Annotated in this window: 12 protein-coding genes and 1 tRNA gene; 7 read left to right on the top strand and 6 right to left on the bottom strand. The window is 74.3% G+C overall.

Going from position 1 to position 19,825, the window contains the following annotated elements; translation table 11 throughout:
- Positions 1-142 precede the first annotated feature (142 nt).
- Positions 143-3,772: an urea carboxylase gene (gene uca, locus OG294_RS37925; RefSeq protein WP_327071121.1), complete on the top strand. Its 3,630-nt coding sequence runs from the start codon at positions 143-145 to the stop codon at positions 3,770-3,772.
- On the top strand, positions 3,769-5,484 hold the full coding sequence (gene atzF / locus OG294_RS37930; protein WP_327071122.1) for an allophanate hydrolase: 1,716 nt from the start codon (positions 3,769-3,771) through the stop codon (positions 5,482-5,484). Before uca ends, atzF begins: the two co-directional genes overlap by 4 nt.
- Positions 5,485-5,576: 92 nt before the next feature.
- Here the strand turns inward: atzF and OG294_RS37935 are convergent, their stop codons facing one another.
- The 5 genes from OG294_RS37935 to OG294_RS37955 all read right to left on the bottom strand — a co-directional run bounded on the left by OG294_RS37935 (position 5,577) and on the right by OG294_RS37955 (position 13,317).
- Positions 5,577-6,554 (bottom strand): heme o synthase, encoded by a 978-nt coding sequence (locus OG294_RS37935; RefSeq protein ID WP_327071123.1) that lies wholly within the window; start codon positions 6,552-6,554, stop codon positions 5,577-5,579.
- Positions 6,555-6,779: 225 nt separating this feature from the next.
- Positions 6,780-7,991, bottom strand: coding sequence for a sensor histidine kinase (locus tag OG294_RS37940; protein WP_327071124.1), 1,212 nt, complete (start codon positions 7,989-7,991; stop codon positions 6,780-6,782).
- A 172-nt stretch (positions 7,992-8,163) separates the two neighbouring features.
- Positions 8,164-9,096: a LysR family transcriptional regulator gene (locus tag OG294_RS37945; RefSeq protein ID WP_327071125.1), complete on the bottom strand. Its 933-nt coding sequence runs from the start codon at positions 9,094-9,096 to the stop codon at positions 8,164-8,166.
- Between the two features lie 169 nt (positions 9,097-9,265).
- Positions 9,266-11,638: a SpoIIE family protein phosphatase gene (locus OG294_RS37950; protein WP_327071126.1), complete on the bottom strand. Its 2,373-nt coding sequence runs from the start codon at positions 11,636-11,638 to the stop codon at positions 9,266-9,268.
- 371 nt (positions 11,639-12,009) lie between these two features.
- Complete coding sequence (locus tag OG294_RS37955; protein WP_327071127.1) at positions 12,010-13,317, bottom strand: hypothetical protein; 1,308 nt, start codon at positions 13,315-13,317, stop codon at positions 12,010-12,012.
- Between the two features lie 442 nt (positions 13,318-13,759).
- Between OG294_RS37955 and OG294_RS37960 the strand changes: the two genes are divergently transcribed.
- From OG294_RS37960 to OG294_RS37975, 4 genes are all read left to right on the top strand, one after another.
- The gene (locus tag OG294_RS37960) at positions 13,760-15,013 is read left to right on the top strand and encodes a 2-isopropylmalate synthase (RefSeq protein WP_327071128.1); all 1,254 of its coding nucleotides are present in this window, start codon (positions 13,760-13,762) and stop codon (positions 15,011-15,013) included.
- The gene (locus tag OG294_RS37965; RefSeq protein ID WP_327071129.1) at positions 15,000-15,662 is read left to right on the top strand and encodes a hypothetical protein; all 663 of its coding nucleotides are present in this window, start codon (positions 15,000-15,002) and stop codon (positions 15,660-15,662) included. Before OG294_RS37960 ends, OG294_RS37965 begins: the two co-directional genes overlap by 14 nt.
- Before the next feature lie 263 nt (positions 15,663-15,925).
- Positions 15,926-17,557 carry a phosphodiester glycosidase family protein gene (locus tag OG294_RS37970; protein ID WP_327071130.1) on the top strand — a complete coding sequence of 544 codons (1,632 nt, stop codon included), beginning with the start codon at positions 15,926-15,928 and terminating at the stop codon, positions 17,555-17,557.
- Positions 17,558-17,646: 89 nt separating this feature from the next.
- A complete protein-coding gene (locus tag OG294_RS37975) occupies positions 17,647-17,967 on the top strand; it encodes a hypothetical protein (protein ID WP_327071131.1) in 321 nt (106 codons plus the stop codon).
- A gap of 70 nt (positions 17,968-18,037) precedes the next feature.
- On the opposite strand, the gene OG294_RS37980 is transcribed toward OG294_RS37975, so the two are convergent.
- Positions 18,038-18,111: transfer RNA gene (locus OG294_RS37980), tRNA-Met, on the bottom strand.
- Between the two features lie 395 nt (positions 18,112-18,506).
- Here OG294_RS37980 and OG294_RS37985 point away from each other — a divergent pair.
- Entirely contained in the window at positions 18,507-19,769 is a 1,263-nt protein-coding gene (locus tag OG294_RS37985) for a cytochrome P450 (protein WP_327071132.1), read from the top strand.
- Positions 19,770-19,825: the final 56 nt, after the last annotated feature.

Raw genomic sequence — 19,825 nt, forward strand, 5'->3', positions numbered from 1 at the left:
GACAAGGCCGGCGACCACGTGCTGCCCGCACAGCCGACCACCGGCTGACCCCGCTGCCCGCACAGCCGATCACCGTCTGACCCCGAGACACCGGCGGCGCGTCAACCGCCGCCCTGTCGCCCCCTGCGGAGGAGCCGCCATCGTGTTCGACACCTTGCTCGTAGCCAACCGCGGCGAGATCGCCTGCCGCATCCTGCGCAGCGCACACGCCCTGGGGTTGCGCACGGTGGCGGTGTACTCCGACGCCGACCGCACCGCCCCGCACGTCCGCATGGCCGACGAGGCCGTACGACTCGGCCCGGCCCCCGCCGCCGACAGCTACCTGCGCGCCGACCTGGTCCTGGAAGCAGCCCTGGCCACCGGCGCGGGAGCGATCCACCCCGGCTACGGCTTCCTCTCCGAGAGCGCCTCCTTCGCCTCCGCGGTGGAGGCGGCCGGCCTGGTCTTCGTCGGCCCCGCCCCGGCCCAGCTGGAGGTCTTCGGCGCCAAACACAGCGCCCGGGCCGCCGCGCTCGCGGCCGGAGTTCCCCTGCTGCCCGGCAGCGGCCTGCTCGCCGACGACGCGCAGGCGCTGAGGACGGCGGAGACGATCGGCTACCCGGTCATGCTCAAGGCCACCGGCGGCGGAGGCGGCATCGGCATGCGGGCCTGTGCCGGACCGCGGGAGCTGCGGGAGGCGTTCACCCAGGTCGCCCGCCTGGCCCAGGGCAGCTTCGGTGACGGCGGGGTCTTCCTGGAGCGGTACGTCGACGGCGCCCGCCACGTCGAGGTGCAGGTCTTCGGCGACGGCACCGGCGGGATCGCCGTGCTCGGCGACCGCGACTGCTCCCTGCAGCGCCGCCACCAGAAGGTCCTGGAGGAAGCCCCGGCACCGGACCTCCCCTCCCACGTCAGGGACCGACTCCACACGGCGGCACGAGAGTTGTGCGCGTCGGTCGACTACCGCTCCGCCGGCACCGTCGAATTCGTCTACGACCCCGCGCGCCAGGAAGCGTACTTCCTCGAGGTCAACACCCGCCTCCAGGTCGAACATCCGGTGACCGAGGAGATCCACGGCATCGACCTGGTCGCCTGGATGCTGCGCCTGGCCCGCGGCGAGACCGGCTTCCTGCACGAACCGGTCCCGCGCGGCCACGCGGTCGAGGCCCGGATCTACGCCGAGGACCCCGCCCGCGACCACCGGCCCAGCTCCGGCCTGCTGACCCGGGTCCGCTTCCCCGACGGCGTCCGCGTCGACGGCTGGGCCGAGACCGGGCAGCGGATCTCCACGGCGTACGACCCCATGATCGCCAAGATCATCGCGACCGGCGGCAGCCGGGCCGAGGCCCTCGACCGCCTCGCGCAGGCCCTGGCCGACACCAGGATCGACGGCGTGGAGACCAACCTCGGCCTGCTCCGCGCGGCCTGCCGCGCGCCCGAGGTGCGGGCCGCCCGGCACACCACCGCCACGCTCGCGGGCATCACCGATCCGCGTCCGCGCATCGACGTCGTGCGCGGCGGCGCGCAGACCACCGTGCAGGACTGGCCCGGGCGCACCGGCTACTGGGAGGTCGGCATCCCGCCCGGCGGTCCGATGGACGACCTCTCCTTCCGCCTCGGGAACACCGCGGTCGGCAACCCCGAGGGCGCGCCGGGCCTGGAGTGCACGCTGGACGGAGCGGCCCTGCGCTTCTCCCACCCGGCGGTGGTCTGCGTGACCGGCGCACGGGCCGAGGTCCGGGTCGACGGCCGGCCCGTCGAGCAGTGGCAGCCACTGGAACTGACGGACGGTCAGGTGCTGGACGTGGGCACCGCGAAGGGCCCCGGCATGCGGACCTACGTCCTGGTCCGCGGCGGCCTCGACACCCCCGACTACCTCGGCAGCGCCGCCACCTTCACCCTCGGTGCCTTCGGCGGGCACGCCGGTCGGGCGCTGCGCACCGGTGACGTCCTGCGCCCGGCGGCGCCCGCCGCCGACGCCCCGGCCCCGTCAGGGGTGCCAGTGGCGGACCGCCCGCACCTCACCGCCCACTGGCGGATCGCGGTCAGCGAAGGCCCGCACCCCGCACCGGACTTCCTCACCCGCGACGGCCTGCGCACCGTCTACGAGACGGACTGGAAGGTCTCCGCCCAGTCCGCCCGCACCGGCGTACGGCTCATCGGTCCGCGGCCCGCATGGGCCCGGCCGGACGGCGGCGAGGCCGGCCTGCACCCCTCCAACGTCCACGACACCGCGTACTCCGTCGGCGCGGTCAACTTCACCGGCGACACGCCCGCCATCCTCGGCCCGGACGGCCCCAGCCTCGGCGGCTTCGCCTGCCCCGTCACCATCGTCCGCGCCGAGCGCTGGAAGACCGGGCAGCTGCGTCCCGGCGACACCGTGCGCTTCGTTCCCGTCAGCGAGACGACCGCCGACGCCCTGCGCCGCGCCCCCGCCCTGCTCGCCCTCCCGGCGAGCGCCGGCCCGGACGGCGACGACGGCGTCATCGCCCGCCGCCCGGCCACCGGTACCACCCCCGAGGTGACGTACCGGCGCGGCGCCGAGGACAACATCCTGGTCGAGTATGGTCCGATGACGCTCGACCTGGCGCTGCGCATGCGCGTGCACGCCCTCGCCCAGCACCTGCACGCACTGCGCCCGTCGGGGCTCATCGACATCACCCCGGGCGTGCGCTCCCTGCACCTGCACACCGACCCCGACGCGCTGCCCCTGCGCACCCTCCTCGGTCTGCTCCAGGAGGCGGAGGACCAGCTCCCCGCGACCGCCGGGCTGACCGTGCCCAGCAGGGAGGTCCACCTCCCGCTCTCCTGGGACGACCCCACCGTCCGGGAGGCCATCGCCCGCTACACGGCCTCGGTCCGCGACGACGCGCCCTGGAACCCGTCCAACCTCGAGTTCATCCGCCGCATCAACGGCCTGGACAGCGTGGACGACGTGCGGCGGGCCGTGTTCGCCGCCCAGTACCTCGTGCTCGGGCTGGGCGACGTCTACCTCGGCGCCCCCGCCGCCACGCCGCTCGACCCGCGTCACCGCCTGGTCACCACGAAGTACAACCCGGCCCGCACCTGGACCGCCGAGGGCGGGGTCGGCATCGGCGGCGCCTACCTGTGCGTCTACGGCATGGAGAGCCCCGGCGGCTACCAGCTCATCGGCCGCACCGTCCCCGTCTGGGGCGGCCTGCGCCCGCCCCGCTCCTTCGCGGACGGCGAGCCCTGGCTGCTGCGCTTCTTCGACCGCATCGTCTGGCACCCGGTGAGCCCGGAGGAACTCGCGGACATCCGCGCCGACCTGAGCGCCGGACGCACCGCCCTGGACATCCGTCCCGGCACCTTCTCCCTCGGCGAGCACGAGAGGTTCCTGCGCGAGAACGCCGACAGCATCGCGGCCTTCCGTGCCCGCCAGGCGGCCGCCTTCGAGGCGGAACGTCAGGCGTGGGAGCAGGCGGGTGAGTTCGCCCCCCGCGAGGCACCCGAAGCCGTCGCCCAGGACGCCGCTTCCCTGACCCTCGATCCGGGCAGCATCCTGGTCGAGGCACCGCTCAGTTCGACCGTGTGGAAGATCGAGGCCCGGCCGGGAGCGCGTGTCGTACCCGGCCAGCCGCTGCTCGTGCTGGAAGCCATGAAGATGGAGGTCGTGGTCCGGGCCCCCGCCCACGGCGTCGTCGCCGACGTGCTCGTCACCACCGGACAGCAGATCGACGCCGGCATCCCGCTGGCCGTCGTCGTGGAAACCGGCGTGGAAGCCGGCAAGGAAACCGGCGTGGAAACCGTCGTAGGAGAGGAATCCGCATGACCCAGGCCCCGACCGTCAGCTGCGCCGAGCGCGTCACCGACGCCTACCGGCGCATCGCCGAAGCCGACCGGCCCGAGATCTGGATCACCCTGCGCCCCGAGACCGACGTACTGACGCAGGCCCGCGAGCTGGACCGGCGGATCGCCGCAGGGGCCGAACTGCCCTTGGCCGGCACACTGGTGGCCGTCAAGGACAACATCGACGTGGCCGACCTGCCCACCACCGCAGCCTGCCCCGGCTACGCCTACACGCCGGGCAGCTCGGCGCCCGCCGTGCAGCGGCTGCTGGACGCGGGCGCGCTCGTCCTCGGCAAGACGAACCTGGACCAGTTCGCCACCGGTCTGGTCGGCACCCGCAGCCCCCACGGCCCCGTCCGCAACGCCCTGCGCCCCGAGAAGATCTCCGGCGGTTCCAGCTCCGGATCGGCGGTCGCCGTCGCACTGGGCATCGCCGACATCGCCCTCGGCACCGACACCGCCGGCTCCGGCCGCGTCCCCGCCGCCCTCAACGGCATCGTCGGCATCAAGCCCACGCTCGGACTGGTCCCCACCACCGGAGTCGTCCCCGCCGCCCGCTCCTACGACGCCGTCACCGTCTTCGCCCGCACCCTCACCGATGCCCAGCGGGCCCTGGCCGTCATGATCGGCCCCGACGGGAGCGACCCGCTGAGCCGCCGCTGGCCGGACGACGTACGCCTGTCGGCCCCGGATCACCCACGCGTCGCGATCCCCAGGGACGAGGACCTCGCGCCGCTCTCGTCGCAGGCACGGGCCGCCTTCCATGCGGCCGTCGAGCGGTTGGAGGCCGCCGGCGCCGAGGCCGCCGTCATCGACGTCTCACCCCTGCTGCAGGCGGCACGACTCCTCTACGACGGCGCACTCGTCGCCGAACGCTACGCCGGGGTGGGCGAGTTCATCGCCCGTGACCCGTCGGCCGCCGACCCCACCGTGGCCGGGATCATCCTCGCCGCCGCCGAACTGCCCGCCCATGCCCTGGCCGCCGACCAGGAACGCCTCGACGTGTACAAGGCGCTCGCCCACCGCCTCCTGTCCGGCTACGACGCACTGCTCCTGCCGACCACCACCGAGCATCCCGACATCGCCGCCGTCCAGGCCGACCCCGTCACCATCAACTCCCGGCTGGGCACCTACACCAACTTCGTCAACCTCCTCGACCTCGCCGCCGTCGCCGTCCCCGCCGGCGGGGCCGACGGCAGCCCCTTCGGCGTCAGCGTCGTCACCCGCGCCTTCGAGGACCAGCCGGCCCTCGACATCGCCGCCCGCCTCACCGGCGAACAGGACCCGACCCCCCTGCCCGACACCGGCGTCGACCTCGCCGTCTTCGGTGCCCACCTGCGCGGCCAGCCCCTCAGCCACCAGCTCACCGACACTGGCGCACGCTACGCGGGCGAGGTCACCACGACCGCTGCCTACCGCCTCACCGCGCTGACCACCGACCCGGCGAGGCCCGGCCTCGTGCGTGTCGGCCCGGGCGCAGGAGGCCCGATCACCGGAGAACGCTGGACCCTCTCGCCCGCCGCCCTCGGCCGCTTCCTGGCCGCCCTGCCCGCTCCCATGTCCCTGGGGCGGATCGAACTCGCCGAGGGCACCTGGGTGCTGGGCTTCCAATGCGACTCGTACGCGGCATCCACGGGAACGGACATCACCCACCACGGCGGCTGGCGCGCGTACCTCGCGACCAGCGGATCCTGATCAGCTGTTCAACTGTGCGGCCTGGTCAGCCGGTCGGCCGATGCCAGGAGGGCCGGGGTGACAGGGTCCCGTACCAGGGCCGGTGCGCCTGGTCAGCGCAGGAAGGGATCGACGGCGATGGCGGTGAACAGCAGGGAGATGTAGCTGATCGACCAGTGGAAGAGCCGCATCTCCTTCAGCCGCGCGCCACGCAGGCCGGCCCTGGCCCGGGCGTGCAGCGCGTGGGCTTCGCGCAGCCAGCAGGCGCCGAGCGCGACGGCCGCGCAGGTGTAGCACCAGCCCACCTGGCCGAGCGGCCACGGTGAGAGCGACACGGCGACCATCACCCAGCTGTACAGCACGATCTGACGGGTCACCACGGTGGTGCCGGCCACCACCGGCAGCATCGGCACACCCACGCGCTCGTAGTCGGCCCGGGTCTTCATCGACAGCGGCCAGTAGTGCGGCGGGGTCCAGCAGAAGACCACCAGGCAGAGCGCCACCGCCGTCCAGGACACCGAGTCGGTCACGGCCGACCAGCCGATCAGGACCGGCATGGCGCCCGCGATACCGCCCCAGACGATGTTCTGCGAGGTGCGCCGCTTGAGCAGCATGGTGTAGACCACCGTGTAGAACAGCAGCGCGCCGAACGCGAGCAGCGCCGAGAGCGGATTGACCAGGACCCAGAGCCAGCCCACCGAGGCGAGGGCGAGCGCACTGGCGAAGACCAGGCACTCGCGCGGGGAGACCACCCCGGTGACCAGGGGCCGGCCCGCGGTGCGGTCCATCCGTGCGTCGATGTCCCGGTCGAGGTACATGTTGAACGCGCAGGCGCTGCCCGCGGAGAGGTAGCCGCCGGTGCAGGTGGCCAGGACCAGCGCCAGGTCGGGGACGCCCCGGGCGGCCAGGAACATCACGGGGATGGTGGTCACCAGCAGCAGCTCGATGATCCGTGGTTTGGTCAGCGCGACGAACGCGGCCAGCCGAGCCGCGGCGGGCGGACGGTCCGGGAGCGGGGGCCCAGCGGGCGGCGGGGGAGCGTCGGGCGCGGGCGGACGGGCGTGCGCGGTCCTGTCGAGGACGACATCCATGGTGCGGAACCTTGCGGGAGAACCTGGTGGCCCTGACCGTCGTGCCGGGCCGCACAGCCCGTCGAAGGGCACTGAGCGGCGGGGAGGTGAGGCACAGCCACCCCGACCCGGGTTGCGCGACGCCGTAGGCGTGACGCAGTAGGTCGGAAGCCCCCAAACTACCACTCCCCGTAGCGCGGGCCGGATCCCGGTGGGCGGAGCCTGGCAGGTCTGTGGTGCGTTCGGCTAGTCACCTCGTCCTGGGGACCGGCCCGAGGGCTGGGCCGGGAGGCGGACCTCGATGGTGGTGGGTCCGCCCGGGGTGCTGTCCACGGTGAAGCGGCCGCCCGCGCTTTCGACCCGCATGTAGTGGCTGGCCAGGCCGATGTGGCCGTCGCGCAGGCGGGACTGGATGATCGCCGGGTCGAAGCCCGCGCCGTCGTCGCGCACCGTCAGCACGGTGTCGCCGCTCTCGGGCCTGAGGGAGAGCCAGACGTTGTCGGCGGCCGCGTGTTTGACGGTGTTGTTGAGCAGTTCGCGGGCCGCGGAGTAGAGCAGCGCCTGGTCGGGGACCTCCCCGCGCGGGGTCAGCTCGTAGTGGACGGTGAAACCGCCCCGGCGGGCGGAGCGTTCGCCGAGGCTGCGCAGCGCCGCCGAGAGCCCGATGGACGCCAGGACCTGGGGGTGCAGTTCGAAGGTGACGTCGCGGATCTCCTGGACGGTGCGCCGCACTTCGGCCTCGACCCGGTCCAGCGCGGGGGAGGGCGACGCTTCCTGGGCGTCCTCCAGGTCGTGCAGCGAGGCCAGCAGGTTCTGCACGGCGCTGTCGTGCAGGGCGTCGGCCAGTTCGGTGCGTTCGCGGGTCTCGGCCGCCAGCGCGTCGCGCAGCAGCGACTCGCGGGTGTCGAGCAGTTGGCCGACCGAGGCGGCCTGACGGCGCAGCAGTTCGGCGACCAGGACGCAGGTCAGCACGTCCCACAGCAGGTAGGCCTCGTCCACGACCACCGTCCAGCGGCCCGAGGAGGGGCCGTTGGCCAGGGTGGGGATCGCCAGCACCGCGTAGGCCAGGACGCAGATCCCGCCGAGCCAGGCCGTCACCCGCGGCAGCTGCCACAGCACGCTGGCCATCGGCAGCACGTAGTAGGCGTAGCGCACCGCGGAGGCCTGGCCGCCGGAGAGCGCCGAGAGCGTGCCGGCCGCGACGACGTCGACGACGGCGGCTCCCACCGCGCCGCGCAGGCCGCCCGGTGGCGGCCGGTAGACGGTCACCAGCCGCACCACGGCCCACGCGGCGTAGGCCGCCAGGGTGACGTAGAACCAGACGCTCACCGCATGACCGGGCCAGTCCCAGCCGGCCAGCAGCAGCGGGACCAGGAAGGGCAGCCGCAGCCAGGCGACATAGCGGTAGGTCAGCTCGGCCATCCCGCTGAGCTGGTGATCACGCCACCGGGTCGTCATCGCACACCAATCGGCCGGGTTCGCACGGGCACGGTGGGGCGGCCCGCCGCCGGAGCCGGCCGGTGCCGCGGCACCGGCCTCACGGTAGCGGCCCGGGCGTGGCGCGGGCCGGTGGCCGGTGGCATCGGCGGTGCGTCTCGCCCGGATGGCTGTCGGATCGCACCTGCCCGGGTCAGGTGGCAGGTCCGCTGTGCGGGTCGTCGGGCGGCAGCCGCGTGGCGGCGTCGGCGGCCAGCAGGGCGCCGTCCGCCAGGATTTCGGGCGGTGCCTGCGGGCCGGCGAACACGGTGATCTCCCGGCGGGTGACCGGATCGGTGTGGATCACCCGGGAGCGCAGCTCCGGGGGCAGGATGTGCGCCGGTACGGCCGTGAGTCCCGCCCCGCTCGCGGCGAGGTCCACGGCGGCCCGGGCGCAGGGGACCCGCAGGACCGAGGCGGCCCGGTCGCCGCCGAAGCGCTCTGTGCGCCCGGTCGACCGCAGCGGCTGCCAGGGTTCTTCGCCGTAGCAGATCCAGCGGCGGTCGAGCAGGTCCGTCGGCGGCACGCGGCGGCCGCGCAGCGGGTCGTCCGCCGGGCAGAGCAGGACGAGCTCCTCGGTGTGCACGGGCCACACCGCCCCGCTCCAGCCCGGCGGGCGGGGCGCGAGGGCCAGGTCGACGGCGCGGGCGGTGAGCTGCTCGCGCAGCCGCTCGCCGGTCGGCTGCGTCTCCACGAGGAGGTCGACGCCGGGTCTGGCCTGTGCCCAGGAGCCCAGCGCGGTGAGCAGCCCGGGCAGGAGCGAGGGCAGGACGGCCAGCCGGACGGTGCGGCCGCGGCCCTGCTGGACCGCCCGTGCCTCGGCCCGCGCGCGTTCGGCGCTGTGCAGGGCGCAGCGCGCGTGCGGCAGGAACGCCTCGCCCGCCGCGGTCGGCCGCACACCGTCGGCCCCGCGCACCAGCAGCGGTGTGCCGACTGCCCGTTCCAGGGCCCTGAGCTGCTGGGAGAGGGTCGGCTCGGTCACGTGCAGCTGCCGGGCGGCCCGGTTCAGCCGGCCTTCGCCGACCGTGGTGACCAGGTACTCGAGCTGCCGCAGGGACAGGCCGGCGCTGTTCGGTGTGGTGGTCATGGCGGGTGCCTCCTGGTGGGCTCGGTCCGGGTGTCGGAGCTGTGGCCGAGTGGGCTTGGTCCGGGTGTCGGAGTGGCGGCCGGGTGGGCTTGGTCCGGGTGTCGGAGTGGCGGCCGGGTGGGCTTGGTCCGGGTGTCGGAGCGGTGGCCGAGTGCGCTCGGTCCGGGTGTCAGAGCTGCGGCACGAGGTCCTGTTCGGTCCAGATGGTCTTGCCGTCGGCGGTGAAGCGGGAGCCCCAGCGCTGGGTGAGCTGGGCGACCAGGTACAGGCCGCGCCCGCCCTCGTCGTCCGGATGGGCCCGGCGCAGGCGCGGTGAGGCGGCTGCCGCGTCGGAGACCTCGCAGATGAGCCGGCGCCCGTGGACCAGGCGCAGTTCGATGGGAGTGCGGCCGTAGCGGATGGCGTTGGTCACGAGTTCCGTGACGACCAGTTCGGTGGTGAAGGCCAGGTCCGCGAGGTCCCACGCGGTCAGCAGCGCGCCCACCTTCGCGCGGGCCTCGGCCACCACCGCGGGGTCGGCGGGGAGCTGCCAGGTCGCCACCCGGGAGGGGGCGATGCCGCGGGTCCGGGCGGTCAGCACCGCGACGTCGTCCTCGGAGCGCAGGGCTCGGAGCACCTGGTCGCAGGTCTGGTCCGGGCTGCCCTGGGCGATGGACAGCGCCTGCCGCACGGTCTGTGCTCCGGCGCCGGGCGGGGTGCGGCGGTAGCCGCTGTGGAGGACGAGCACCGAGCCCTCGGGGAGTTCGGTCTCGGTGGTCTCGAAGGTGATCGCGCCGGTGCCCAGCGGCGGTCCGGCGGACAGCGGGACGGATTCGGCCGGGGCGCCGGGGCGGCGCAGGGCCGGAGCGGGGTGTCCGGCGCTGGCCAGGGTGCAGCGGCGGGCCACCGGGTCGTAGACGGCGTAGAGGCAGGTCGCGCCGATGCCGGCCGAGGTGTCCGCGGGCTCCCGCTGGGCCGGGCGGCGCTCCTCGCGGTCGAGCTGGGTGACGAGGTCGTCGAGGTGGGCGAGGAGTTCGTCGGGCGGCAGGTCGAGATCGGCCAGGGCGCGCACCGCGGTGCGCAGCCGGCCGGTGGTGGCGGAGGCGTTGATCCCGCGTGCGGTGACGTCTCCGGCGACGAGTACGACGCGGGTGCCGGACAGCGGGATGACGTCGAACCAGACGCCGCCGGTGTCGCGTCCGTTGTGGGCGGGCAGGTAGCGGAAGGCGACGTCGAGCGCGTCCTGCTCGGGGGTGTGGTGCGGCAGCAGGGTGCGCTGCAGGGCGAGCGAGATGTCGCGTTCGTGGGCGTAGCGGCGGGCGTTGTCGATGCAGGTCCCGGCCCGGGTGACGATCTCCTCGGCGAGCAGCAGGTCGTCCTGGTCGAACGGTTCCGGCCGCTGATGGCGCAGGATGGCGGCCACGCCCAGGGTCACGCCGCGCGCGGTGACCGGCACGAGCAGCAGGGAGTGCGGCCGGGGACTGCCCGGGGTGGGGGAGAGGATGACGGCCTCGGCCGGCCCGAGCTGGTGCAGTGACGGCCCGGCGCCGCGCAGCGCGGCGAGGAACGGAGGCAGCGGCGGGTGGAGCGCCAACTGGCCCGGCAGAACCGGGCTTTCGGGGCAGCCTTCGAGGACCGACGCCTGCGCGCAGCGCAGCAGGGTGCTGTCGGCCTGGTCGGCGGCCGGTCGGCCGGGCCGCAGCAGGCTCTCGTACAGGTCGATGGCGGCGAAGTCGGCGAACCGGCCGACCAGGGTGTCGGCCAGTTCCTGGGCGGTGCGGGTGGCGTCCAGCGTGCTGCCGATCCGGTCGCAGGCGCTGGTGGCGAGCAACAGCCTTTGCCGGGCCCGGTGTTCCAGGGAGACGTCGATGGTTGAGGCGCTGACTCCGCTCACCGTGCCGGTCTCGTCGATCAGCGGGGTCATGAAGACGTCCCAGGCGCGTTCCCGGCCGCCGCTGGGCGGGGGGCTGACCATTCTGGTGTGCGTGGGCCTGCCGGTGCGCAGGGCCTGGCGCTGGAGTTCGGCGAACTCCAGGAACGGGGGGAAGGGGTGGATCTCGTCGATCCGCCGGCCGAGCATCTCCGCCTCGTCCTGCCCGGCCAGTTCGACGATCTGGGGGTTGGCCCGGACCAGTCGGGCCTGCGTGTCGTAGAGCGAGGTGGCGATCGGGGACTGCGTGAAGGCGCGTTCGACCAGGCGGGCGACCCGGCGCTCGGCGGGTTCGAGGAGCAGTACCCAGCGCCAGCGGTCGTCCCCGGTCCGGCAGGGGTGGGCCTCGACGCCGATCTCGATCGAATGGCCGTCGCGGTGTCGGGCCCACAGCAGGCCGTACCAGGAGTGCCCCTCGGCCACGGCCCGCCGTACGGGCGCCGGCAGCGGTGCGCGGAGCAGCCGGCCGACGGGGCGGTCGACGACCTCCTCGGCGGTGTAGCCGAGCAGTCGGTGCGCTGCCGGGGTCCAGAGCGCGACCAGGCCGCGGCCGTCGAGGACAGCGGCCGGCCGGGACTGCTCGGGGGCGGCGGGGTGGGTTTCGGTGGTGCTCGTGCTGCTCGTGCTGGTCATGGGGGGACTCCGTTCATGGGGGCCGCGCCGTCGTTCCCGGGCCATGGCCTGGACCGACCGTTGCTCGCGCGGAGGAAGGGCGCGTGACGGAGCCGCCGAAGCCCGGACAGGAGGTTCCGTACTGTCCCCACCGTGCCGCGACCGGCCTCCCGCGCGGCTCACCTGATCGGCCGAACCGCCGGAGGAGCAGCCGCCCCACGTCCGTGCCCCGGACTCGTCGGCCGGACAGCCCGCGTGCGCCCGACCCGAGGCGCCGGTCGCGCCCCTCCACCCGGCGGTGGATGCGCGCGTCATCCGGTCGGGGGACCGGCGGGCGGACTCCGCCACGGCCGGGCCCGCGCAAGCTGGGAGACCGAGGGTTCGAGATCGTGTCAGGCGGTCCCTTCGGCCAGCTTCCGCTCCCAGGACACGGGTGGCAGCTGCCAGTCCTTGTCGAGGACCGTGGTGCCGAAGATCTTCAGCTTGGTGAAGAAGGAGCCGGTGATGTCGAGCCCGCCGTAGAGCGCCCAGTTCGCCTGTGCGTTCGGCGCACTCCCTGCGCCCTGTGCGCCGACGGTGGCCTTCAGGTAGGGCTGGGTGTCGGCGGCGACTCCCACCGACCCGTAGAGACCGAGGGCGGTGTGGCTGCCGATGCCCGCCTTGGCCGTGGCGGTGCCGCTGATCCGCGAGGAGCTGCCGCTGCTGGTGGGGGCGGGGCCGGACAGGGCGCTCCAGCCGCCGTTCGCGTCGTAGCGGGCGCCGACCTGCAGCCTGCCCTGGGTGTGTTCCTCGGCGTCGACGGTGATCTTCCCGTCGGCGGAGACGTCGTAGAAGTAGTCGACCTTCAGGTTGAGGACGATGGGGACCGGTCCGAGCCACACGGTCTTGTCGACGTTCACCTCGGCCGCGGGGATGTGCAGGGGCTGGTGCCCGGTGTCGTAGGCCGCGGATCCCTGGGCGTGCACCTCGACGCTGTGGCTGTAGTCCCCGGCGAGGCCGATCTCGGCCTTCGACGGGGCGACGCCGTACCAGTGGGCGCGCTGGTAGGAGAAGAGCAGCTCCGGGTGGAGGTCCAGCTGGGCGTGGAGCGCCGAGCCGTGGCCCGGGGTCGGTTCGACACCCGGCGGCGTCGGCACGTCGACGTCGAAGCTGACGCCCGGCGAACCGGCCTGCCCCGCCACGGTGTTGACCTTGCCGCCGGCCGAGGAAGGGCTGACCTTGAGGTCGGCGGCGGTGAGCGGCACGGTGAGGTCGGCGCTGGCGTCGCCCAGCGCGTCGACCAGGGTGGCCGGGACGGTGTCCACCGCGGTCGAGCCGTCCGTGCCCGGGTGGACGGCGGTCACCTTCACCAGCGCGCCGTGCGGCGTCGCACCGGTGGCGGGGGCGGCGATCACATCGCCGGGGCGCAGCTGCTCGGCGCTCTGCGGCGCGCCCGGCGGGGAGCCGCCGACGAGCAGCGCCGAGCCGTCCGCGTCCAGTCGCGCCAGCCGCAGGTGCGCGACCGGGGCCGGGGTGACGCCACCGTTGGCGCCGGGACGCAGCACGGTCGCGGTGTCCGGGTCGGCCGGCGGCCCGGACACCTGGAGCACCGGGGGCACGTGGCCGGCCGAGCCGTCGGAGGCGGCCGTGGCGGAGGCGACCGGGACGAGCACCACGGTGAGGGCGAGCGGCACGGACAGCAGACGCAGGCGGGACGTCATGGGGATCCTTCCGGGGAGAGGCCGCCCGACGGGGCGGTGGTTGCCCCCGGCGATGGGGGGCGAGGGCGTCGCCGACGGGCGCGCGGATGCGGCGTGGGGCGACGAAGGGCCTGATGGAAGGGAATCCCACGGTGTGCGGGCGGGGCAAGGAGAAACATTCACGGTGCGGATAGCGGTTGCCTATCGTGGTCCGGGTCCGGGTCCGGGTCCGGGTCCGGGTCCTGGTCCGGGTCCGCCGACGACTCGGATCCGCTGTGACGGGGCCGGCGCCCTGCTGCTGCGTCACCCGCCGCCCGGGGCGACGCCGGGCGACGTGTGCGCGGATCTGCGGCACCGACATTCCCCGATGGCGCTCCGGCGGTGCGTCCCGCCTTCTACGATCTGGAGGAATGCGTTTCGGCTGCGCGGTGGGCATCCGCCGCACGGAGGGCGGGGGCTCGGGATGGACGCGGTACGGGAGTCGGCGCGGGCCGGCCGCATGGTGTTCTTCGAGGAGTCGGCGCGCGACGGAGCGCAGGCCAAGACCCTGATGAGCGCGGACTTCCGGGTGCGGCTGGCCCGGGAGCAGGGGGCGGTCTTCGGGACGGACGGGCCGCGGCACGTGGTGTTCGCCGCCGGGTTCCCCTCGGTCTGCGCGCAGGAGTTCGAGGCGACCCGTCAGGTCGCGCTGGAGGCCCAGGAGTCGGTGAGCCCGGCCGCGATCTGCCGGGGCACCACGGCGGACGTGCGACTGGCGCTGAGCGCGGTGCGCGGTGCGGCGCACGCGCGGGTGATGGTGATCGTGGCGGCTTCGGAGGCGACCGCGCGGGCCCTGGTCCACTGCGGCGCCCGTACGGCGCTGGCGCAGGGGCTGCAGGTGGTCAAGGAGGCCGTGGACCTGGCGGACGGTGTGGCGGTGGACGTCTGCCTGGTGGACGCACCGCGGGCCGACCACGCCCTGGTGGCCGAGTACGCGGGGGCGATGACGGCCGAGGGGGCCGGGACGATCGTGCTGGCCGACACGGTCGGCGACCTGCTGCCCGGCCGGACGCGCGAGCTGTTCACGCGGGTCGCGGCGGGCGCGGGCCCGGACGTGGTCCTGGTCTCGCACCTGCACAACGACCTGGGCCTGGGGCTGGCCAACACGCTGGCCGCGCTGGAGACCGGCGTCCGGGTGGCGGCCTGTTCCTGGCTGGGCATGGCCGAGCGCAGCGGCATGGTGGCCACCGAGCAGGTGCTCTTCCTGCTGGCCCACGACCCGGCCAAGGCCGCACAGGTCCTGGGAGCCGACTGCCGGCCGTGGTGGACGGCCCCGGACCTGACCCGGCTGCCCGGGATCGCGCGGATGGTGTCGGCCGAGACCGGAGTGCCGCTGACCGTCACCACCCCGATCGTGGGCACCGGGGTCGCCACCATCTCCACCGGCACACCCTTCACCCACCCGCGGACCTTCCAGCCCTACGACCCCGAGCAGCACCTGGGCCTGCCGGCGACGGTGGTCCTGACCCACCTGGCCAGCGCGCGGGTGCTCCACGCGGTCGCCGAACGGCTCGGCCACCACCTCGACCCCGCCCAGACCCGCACCGCCCTGGCCTGGGTCAAGGACCGCGCCTACCGGCTCGGCCGGGCCGTCGTCGCCGACAGCGACTTCGCCGCCTACCTGGACGGCCTGACCAGCGCCCACGCCACCGGAACGGACACCCATGCCCGCCCCTGACCCGCTCGACACCGCCGCCGACCGTGCGCTGACCGCCGGTCAGGCCGTGATCCTGCCCAACCCCAGCCCGCTGACCTACGTCGTCGCCGCCACGACACCCCGGGCCGTGAACAGCGCCAAGGCACGGCCCGCCGACCAGGAAGTCGCCCTGTGGGTCCACCACGACACCGCCTGGCACGACCTGGTGCCCGCCCTGCAACTGCGACCCGGTGCCCTGCGTACCGCGCTCACCCTGCTGCGCGACGAGCTGGTCACGCTGCTCGTGCCGGTCCGAGCCGACGCCGCGCCACCCGACTGGGCCGGTGCGGCCCTGCGCGGCGGCCACCTGCTCCTCTTCGGCGCCCGCTGGCAGCCCCTGAGCCGGCTGCTGGCCCGCCACCCCCGCCTGTACGTCAGCAGCGCCAACCGCACCGGACGGCCACCGGCCGCCACCGCCGCCCAGGCCGCGGCGATGTTCGGCCCCGGCATCCCGATCACCGACGCCGACCGCCTGCGTTCCACCGACACGCCGCACGCCGCCACCACCATGCTGCGGATCGCCCCGGACGGGCAGCTGACCCACGTTCGGCCCGGAGCCCAGGACCGCGCCCACGGCCCGGACCCCGCCCGCTACCTGGAGCATCTCGGCACGTCGGTCGGCCGCGTCTGATCGGCTTTGATCAGCCTCACGGTGGCGGTCCGGGTGCGGCACCGTCCCGTGGCCGGTGTGCCCTGCCCGCCGGCCGGCACCCCCTGACGTGACCTCAGCTGCTCACACAGCCGACGGTTCGACCACGCCCGGCCGTCAGGAGGCGTTCGCCGGGATGGACGATACTCGGGGCCGTCAGCACCCCGGCCCGGTACGGCTGGTGTGCACACGGAACCACCAGTGCCCGGCCCGAGCCCGCTCGGACCGGCCGGCAGAGGAGAACGATGTCCACAGGTATGTCGCGGCGCCAGGGCGTACTCGCCGGTCTGCTGGTGTTGATCGCGCCGTTCACCGTCGCCGCGGCGCCGGAGCGGGCCGCCGGCCACCGGGGGCTGCCGCTGGGCGCCGCCGGTCTGCCGGAGACCCGCAGCGTCCAGCGGATCGCCCCGGGGGTGAGCCTGACCACCATCGTGCGGGGGAGGGTCTCGCCGGCCGACCACTGGACGGTCGACGTGGCGGTCCCCACCGGTGTGGTGCCGTCCACCCTGGACCCCGACACCCCGCAGTCGGTGCTCGGCAGCCGGGCCAACGCCGAGGCGATCGCCGCCAAGCTGACCGCCGCCGGCTATGCCCCGGCCGTCAGCGAGCAGGACAGCCCGGCCTTCAAGGACTTCGCGGGCGGTCCGCAGGGCTACGTGGTGCGGGTCGGGGCCTTCGCCGACCAGCCCTCGGCCACGGCGCTCGCGGGCACCCTCGCGAAGCTCGGCTACGCCACCTCCACCCTCTACACCGGGATGGACAGCACCCAGGCCGACGGACCCTGGGTGCTGCACGAACTGGTCATCGACCCGGAGCAGTTCAAGGGCACGATCGCGGAATCCCACGGCGGCACCATGACCGGGCGCCGCACCACCAGCCAACTGGCCACCGCCGCGGGCGCGCTGGCGGCGGTGAACGGCGGCTTCTTCGTGATCAGCCCGAGCGACGGAACGCCCGGCGAGTCGGCGGGCATGGTGGTGGAGAACGGCAAGGTGCTGCGCGAGAGCACCGACGGCCGCATCACGGCCATCCTGCGCGACGGCGGCAGGCAGCTGCAGTTCGCCAAGCTGACCACGCGGCTGAGCGTCTCGGCCGGTGGCACCCGGCACACCATTCAGGGGCTGAACCGGCCCGCCGGACTGATCCGGGACTGCGGCCACCCCGGTGAGCAGCCCACCGGCAAGCCGCTGATGGACGTCACCTGCATTAACGCGAACGAATCCGTGCTGCTCACCCCGGAGTTCGGTGCCGCCCCGCCGGCCGGCCCGGGCGAGCAGGCGGTCCTCGACGCGAGCGGCCGGGTGGTCTCCCTCGGTGCCCGCGACGGGGCGGCGGTACCGGCCGGCGACTCGGTGCTGCAGTCGATCGGCACCGAGTCCGGCTGGCTGGCCGGCGCCGTGCAGGTCGGTCAGCAGGTCACCCTGCAGACCCGGGTGACCGACGAGCACGGCCGCCCGGTCACCTTCGGCCCGCACGACTCGGTGGTCAACGGCGGCCCGCAGCTGCTCGAAGGCGGCCACGAGGTCATCGACCCGGTCGCCGACGGCGTGGCGCACCCGGGCGACCCGTCGTACTTCTACGGCTGGGGCATCCGGCGCAACCCGCGCACGGTGATCGGCAAGGACGGGCAGGGCCGCGTGGTGCTGCTGGAGGCCGACGGCCGCGAGCCCGGCTACAGCCAGGGCCTGAGCCTGGACGAGGAGGCCAAGGCCCTGCGGTCGCTCGGCGTGGTCGCGGCCATGAACCTCGACGGCGGCGGCTCCTCGGCCATGTCCGTGGCAGGCGGCCTGGTCAGCAGGCCCTCCGACGCCACCGGCGAGCGCCCGGTGGGCGACGCGGTGGTGGTCGTCCCGGCGGCTGCGTCGACGGGCGCCTGACGCCGAGGGCCGGCCTCATCAGGGTTGGGCTCTTCAGGGGTTGGGCTCCTCAGGGTTGGTCCCTGCGGGTATCAGGGTACGGAGCGGGCATGGCTGAGATCCTGGTGGAAGAGAACTTCGCGCACATCGACGGCGGCGACATGAACCTCATCCTCGACCTGCTCGACGAGTTGTCCCTGGAGGCCGAGCCCACCGCACCGCGCAGCAGTGGCAGAGGCCGCCACTGGGAACTGACGATGCACTGGCAGCCCGCCACACCGGTGCCGGCCGGCCTCGACGCCACCCTGCCCGGGGTGATCGCCCGGATCCGGGAGCACTTCGAGAGCGCCGGGAAGCAACTGCCCAGCACGGTGGCCCTCTACGACCGGGACGGGCGGCTGCTGCGGACCTTCGAGCCGGACGCCCGGTAGCAGCCGGGGCGCCTGGTCGCCTGGTCGGCAACGCAGTGAGGGCCCGGCGACTGCCGGGCCCTCACGTTCGTAGCGGGGACAGGATTTGAACCTGCGACCTCTGGGTTATGAGCCCAGCGAGCTACCGAGCTGCTCCACCCCGCGTCGGTTCCTCAACTCTACGGCATCCGGGAGGGTGCTCCGTACCGCGCCGGTCCCGCGGCCACGGCGGCGCTCCTGGCCCGCCTCGGTTGGCCCGCCTCGGCCGAGGCCGAGGCCGGACCTCGGCCGCCCGCCCGATTGCGCGAGCGAATCGGATTCCCGGACAGCATTTCCGAGTGGTCCGCGCGTGCGTTCGGTGGCTGTGCAGGAAAGCCGCTGATGAGATCATAGGAATGATGCGGAAATGCCTTCCGGTATATCATCGGATTCTCTCTTCGAGCATATGTTTCCTGGTGTGCTCTGCGGCCTCAGGTGTAGGCTCCATTTCCGGACGTTGGTGAACGACCAATGTCCGTGAATTCGTCGTGCACAGCCGCAGTTGAAGGCGAGCGAGCGCATTGAACAGCCCCGTGAACGGTCTGCTGGACGGTCCGGCGAGTGCCGAGGCCGCGCTGGCCGCGGCACTCGCCCCGGACAGCGGCGACGGCCCGTATGCGTCGCTGGCGGTGCTGCGCGAGATCGCTCCGGTCTTCCACTGGCGGCAGGGAAATCTGGACACCCGTTTCCTGACCCGCTTCGCCGACTGCCAGGCCGCGCTGAGCGATCCCGGGTTCATCGTGCCCGACCGGGACTGGCTGCTGCGGGAGCGGCCGGACTGGACGGGGCACCCGGCGGCGGATTTCTTCTACTCCTCGCTCCTCGGCACGAACGGGCCCGGGCACGAACGGCTGCGCCGGCCGGTGCAGCGGGCGTTCAGCGCCAGAAGGGTCGCGGCCCTGGCGGCGGCCGTGGCCGGGCACGTCGACGCCCTGCTCGACCGGTTCGCCGATGCCACCGCGCACGGTGGTGCGGCGGACTTCCAGGCCTTGGTGGGCTATCCGCTGGCGGTCGCCGTGGTGGGCGAGGTGATCGGCGTCCCCCGGGCGGACCAGGAGCGGTTCCACCGGCTGGGGCGCGGGGCCGCACGGCTGCTGGAGCCGGTGCGCACGGCGGCGGACTGGCAGCGCGCCGACCAGGCGGTGCTGGAGCTGCGCGCGTACTTCGCCGACCTGCTGGCGCAGCGGCGGGCCCGCCCGGGCGAGGACCTGGCCTCCAGCCTGCAGGCCCACCCGGATCCCGCCGAGCCGCCGCTCGGCGGGCAGGAGCTGGTGGACCTGCTGCTGCTGGTCTTCGTGGCCGGCTTCGAGACCACCGTGGGCCTGCTCGGCACGGCGGTGTTCGCGCTGCTGACCCACCCCGACCAGCTGGCCCTGCTGCGCGCCGATCCCGCGCTGCTGCCCGGCGCGGTCGAGGAGTCGCTGCGCTGGGACGGGCCGGTGCTGATGACCGAGCGGCTGGCCGCCCGCCCGATGGAGCTGGGCGGCACGAAGGTCCCGGCGGGCGGCAGCGTGACCACGGTGCTCGGCGCGGCCAACCGCGACCCCGCGCGCTATCGGGACCCGGACGCGTTCCTGGTGCGGCGTGCGGACGTCCGGGTGCTCAGCTTCAGCGCGGGGGCGCACTACTGCCTCGGCGCGGGGCTGGCCCGGCTGGAGGGGTGCGTGCTGCTGGAGCGGCTCTTCGCGAGGTTCCCCGCGCTCGCCCTGGCCGGCGCGCCGGTGCGGCGCGAGTCGGCCGCCCTGCGCTCGTTCGACGTGCTGCCGCTGGCCGCCACCGGCTAGGCCGCCGGGCGCCCGAGCCGGCGCCCGGCCCCTGAGCCGCTGTTCGGCATCTGAAC

It is taken from the genome of Kitasatospora sp. NBC_01302, from assembly GCF_035976515.1.
Lineage (GTDB): Bacteria > Actinomycetota > Actinomycetes > Streptomycetales > Streptomycetaceae > Kitasatospora.

Excerpts from the sequence above, each read along its gene's own strand:
- atzF (WP_327071122.1), top strand. The coding sequence starts at position 3,769 with ATGACCCAGGCCCCGACCGTCAGCTGCGCCGAGCGCGTCACCGACGCC.
- OG294_RS37935 (WP_327071123.1), bottom strand. The coding sequence starts at position 6,554 with ATGGATGTCGTCCTCGACAGGACCGCGCACGCCCGTCCGCCCGCGCCC.
- OG294_RS37940 (WP_327071124.1), bottom strand. The coding sequence starts at position 7,991 with ATGACGACCCGGTGGCGTGATCACCAGCTCAGCGGGATGGCCGAGCTG.
- OG294_RS37945 (WP_327071125.1), bottom strand. The coding sequence starts at position 9,096 with ATGACCACCACACCGAACAGCGCCGGCCTGTCCCTGCGGCAGCTCGAG.
- OG294_RS37950 (WP_327071126.1), bottom strand. The coding sequence starts at position 11,638 with ATGACCAGCACGAGCAGCACGAGCACCACCGAAACCCACCCCGCCGCC.
- OG294_RS37955 (WP_327071127.1), bottom strand. The coding sequence starts at position 13,317 with ATGACGTCCCGCCTGCGTCTGCTGTCCGTGCCGCTCGCCCTCACCGTG.
- OG294_RS37960 (WP_327071128.1), top strand. The coding sequence starts at position 13,760 with ATGGACGCGGTACGGGAGTCGGCGCGGGCCGGCCGCATGGTGTTCTTC.
- OG294_RS37965 (WP_327071129.1), top strand. The coding sequence starts at position 15,000 with ATGCCCGCCCCTGACCCGCTCGACACCGCCGCCGACCGTGCGCTGACC.
- OG294_RS37970 (WP_327071130.1), top strand. The coding sequence starts at position 15,926 with ATGTCCACAGGTATGTCGCGGCGCCAGGGCGTACTCGCCGGTCTGCTG.
- OG294_RS37975 (WP_327071131.1), top strand. The coding sequence starts at position 17,647 with ATGGCTGAGATCCTGGTGGAAGAGAACTTCGCGCACATCGACGGCGGC.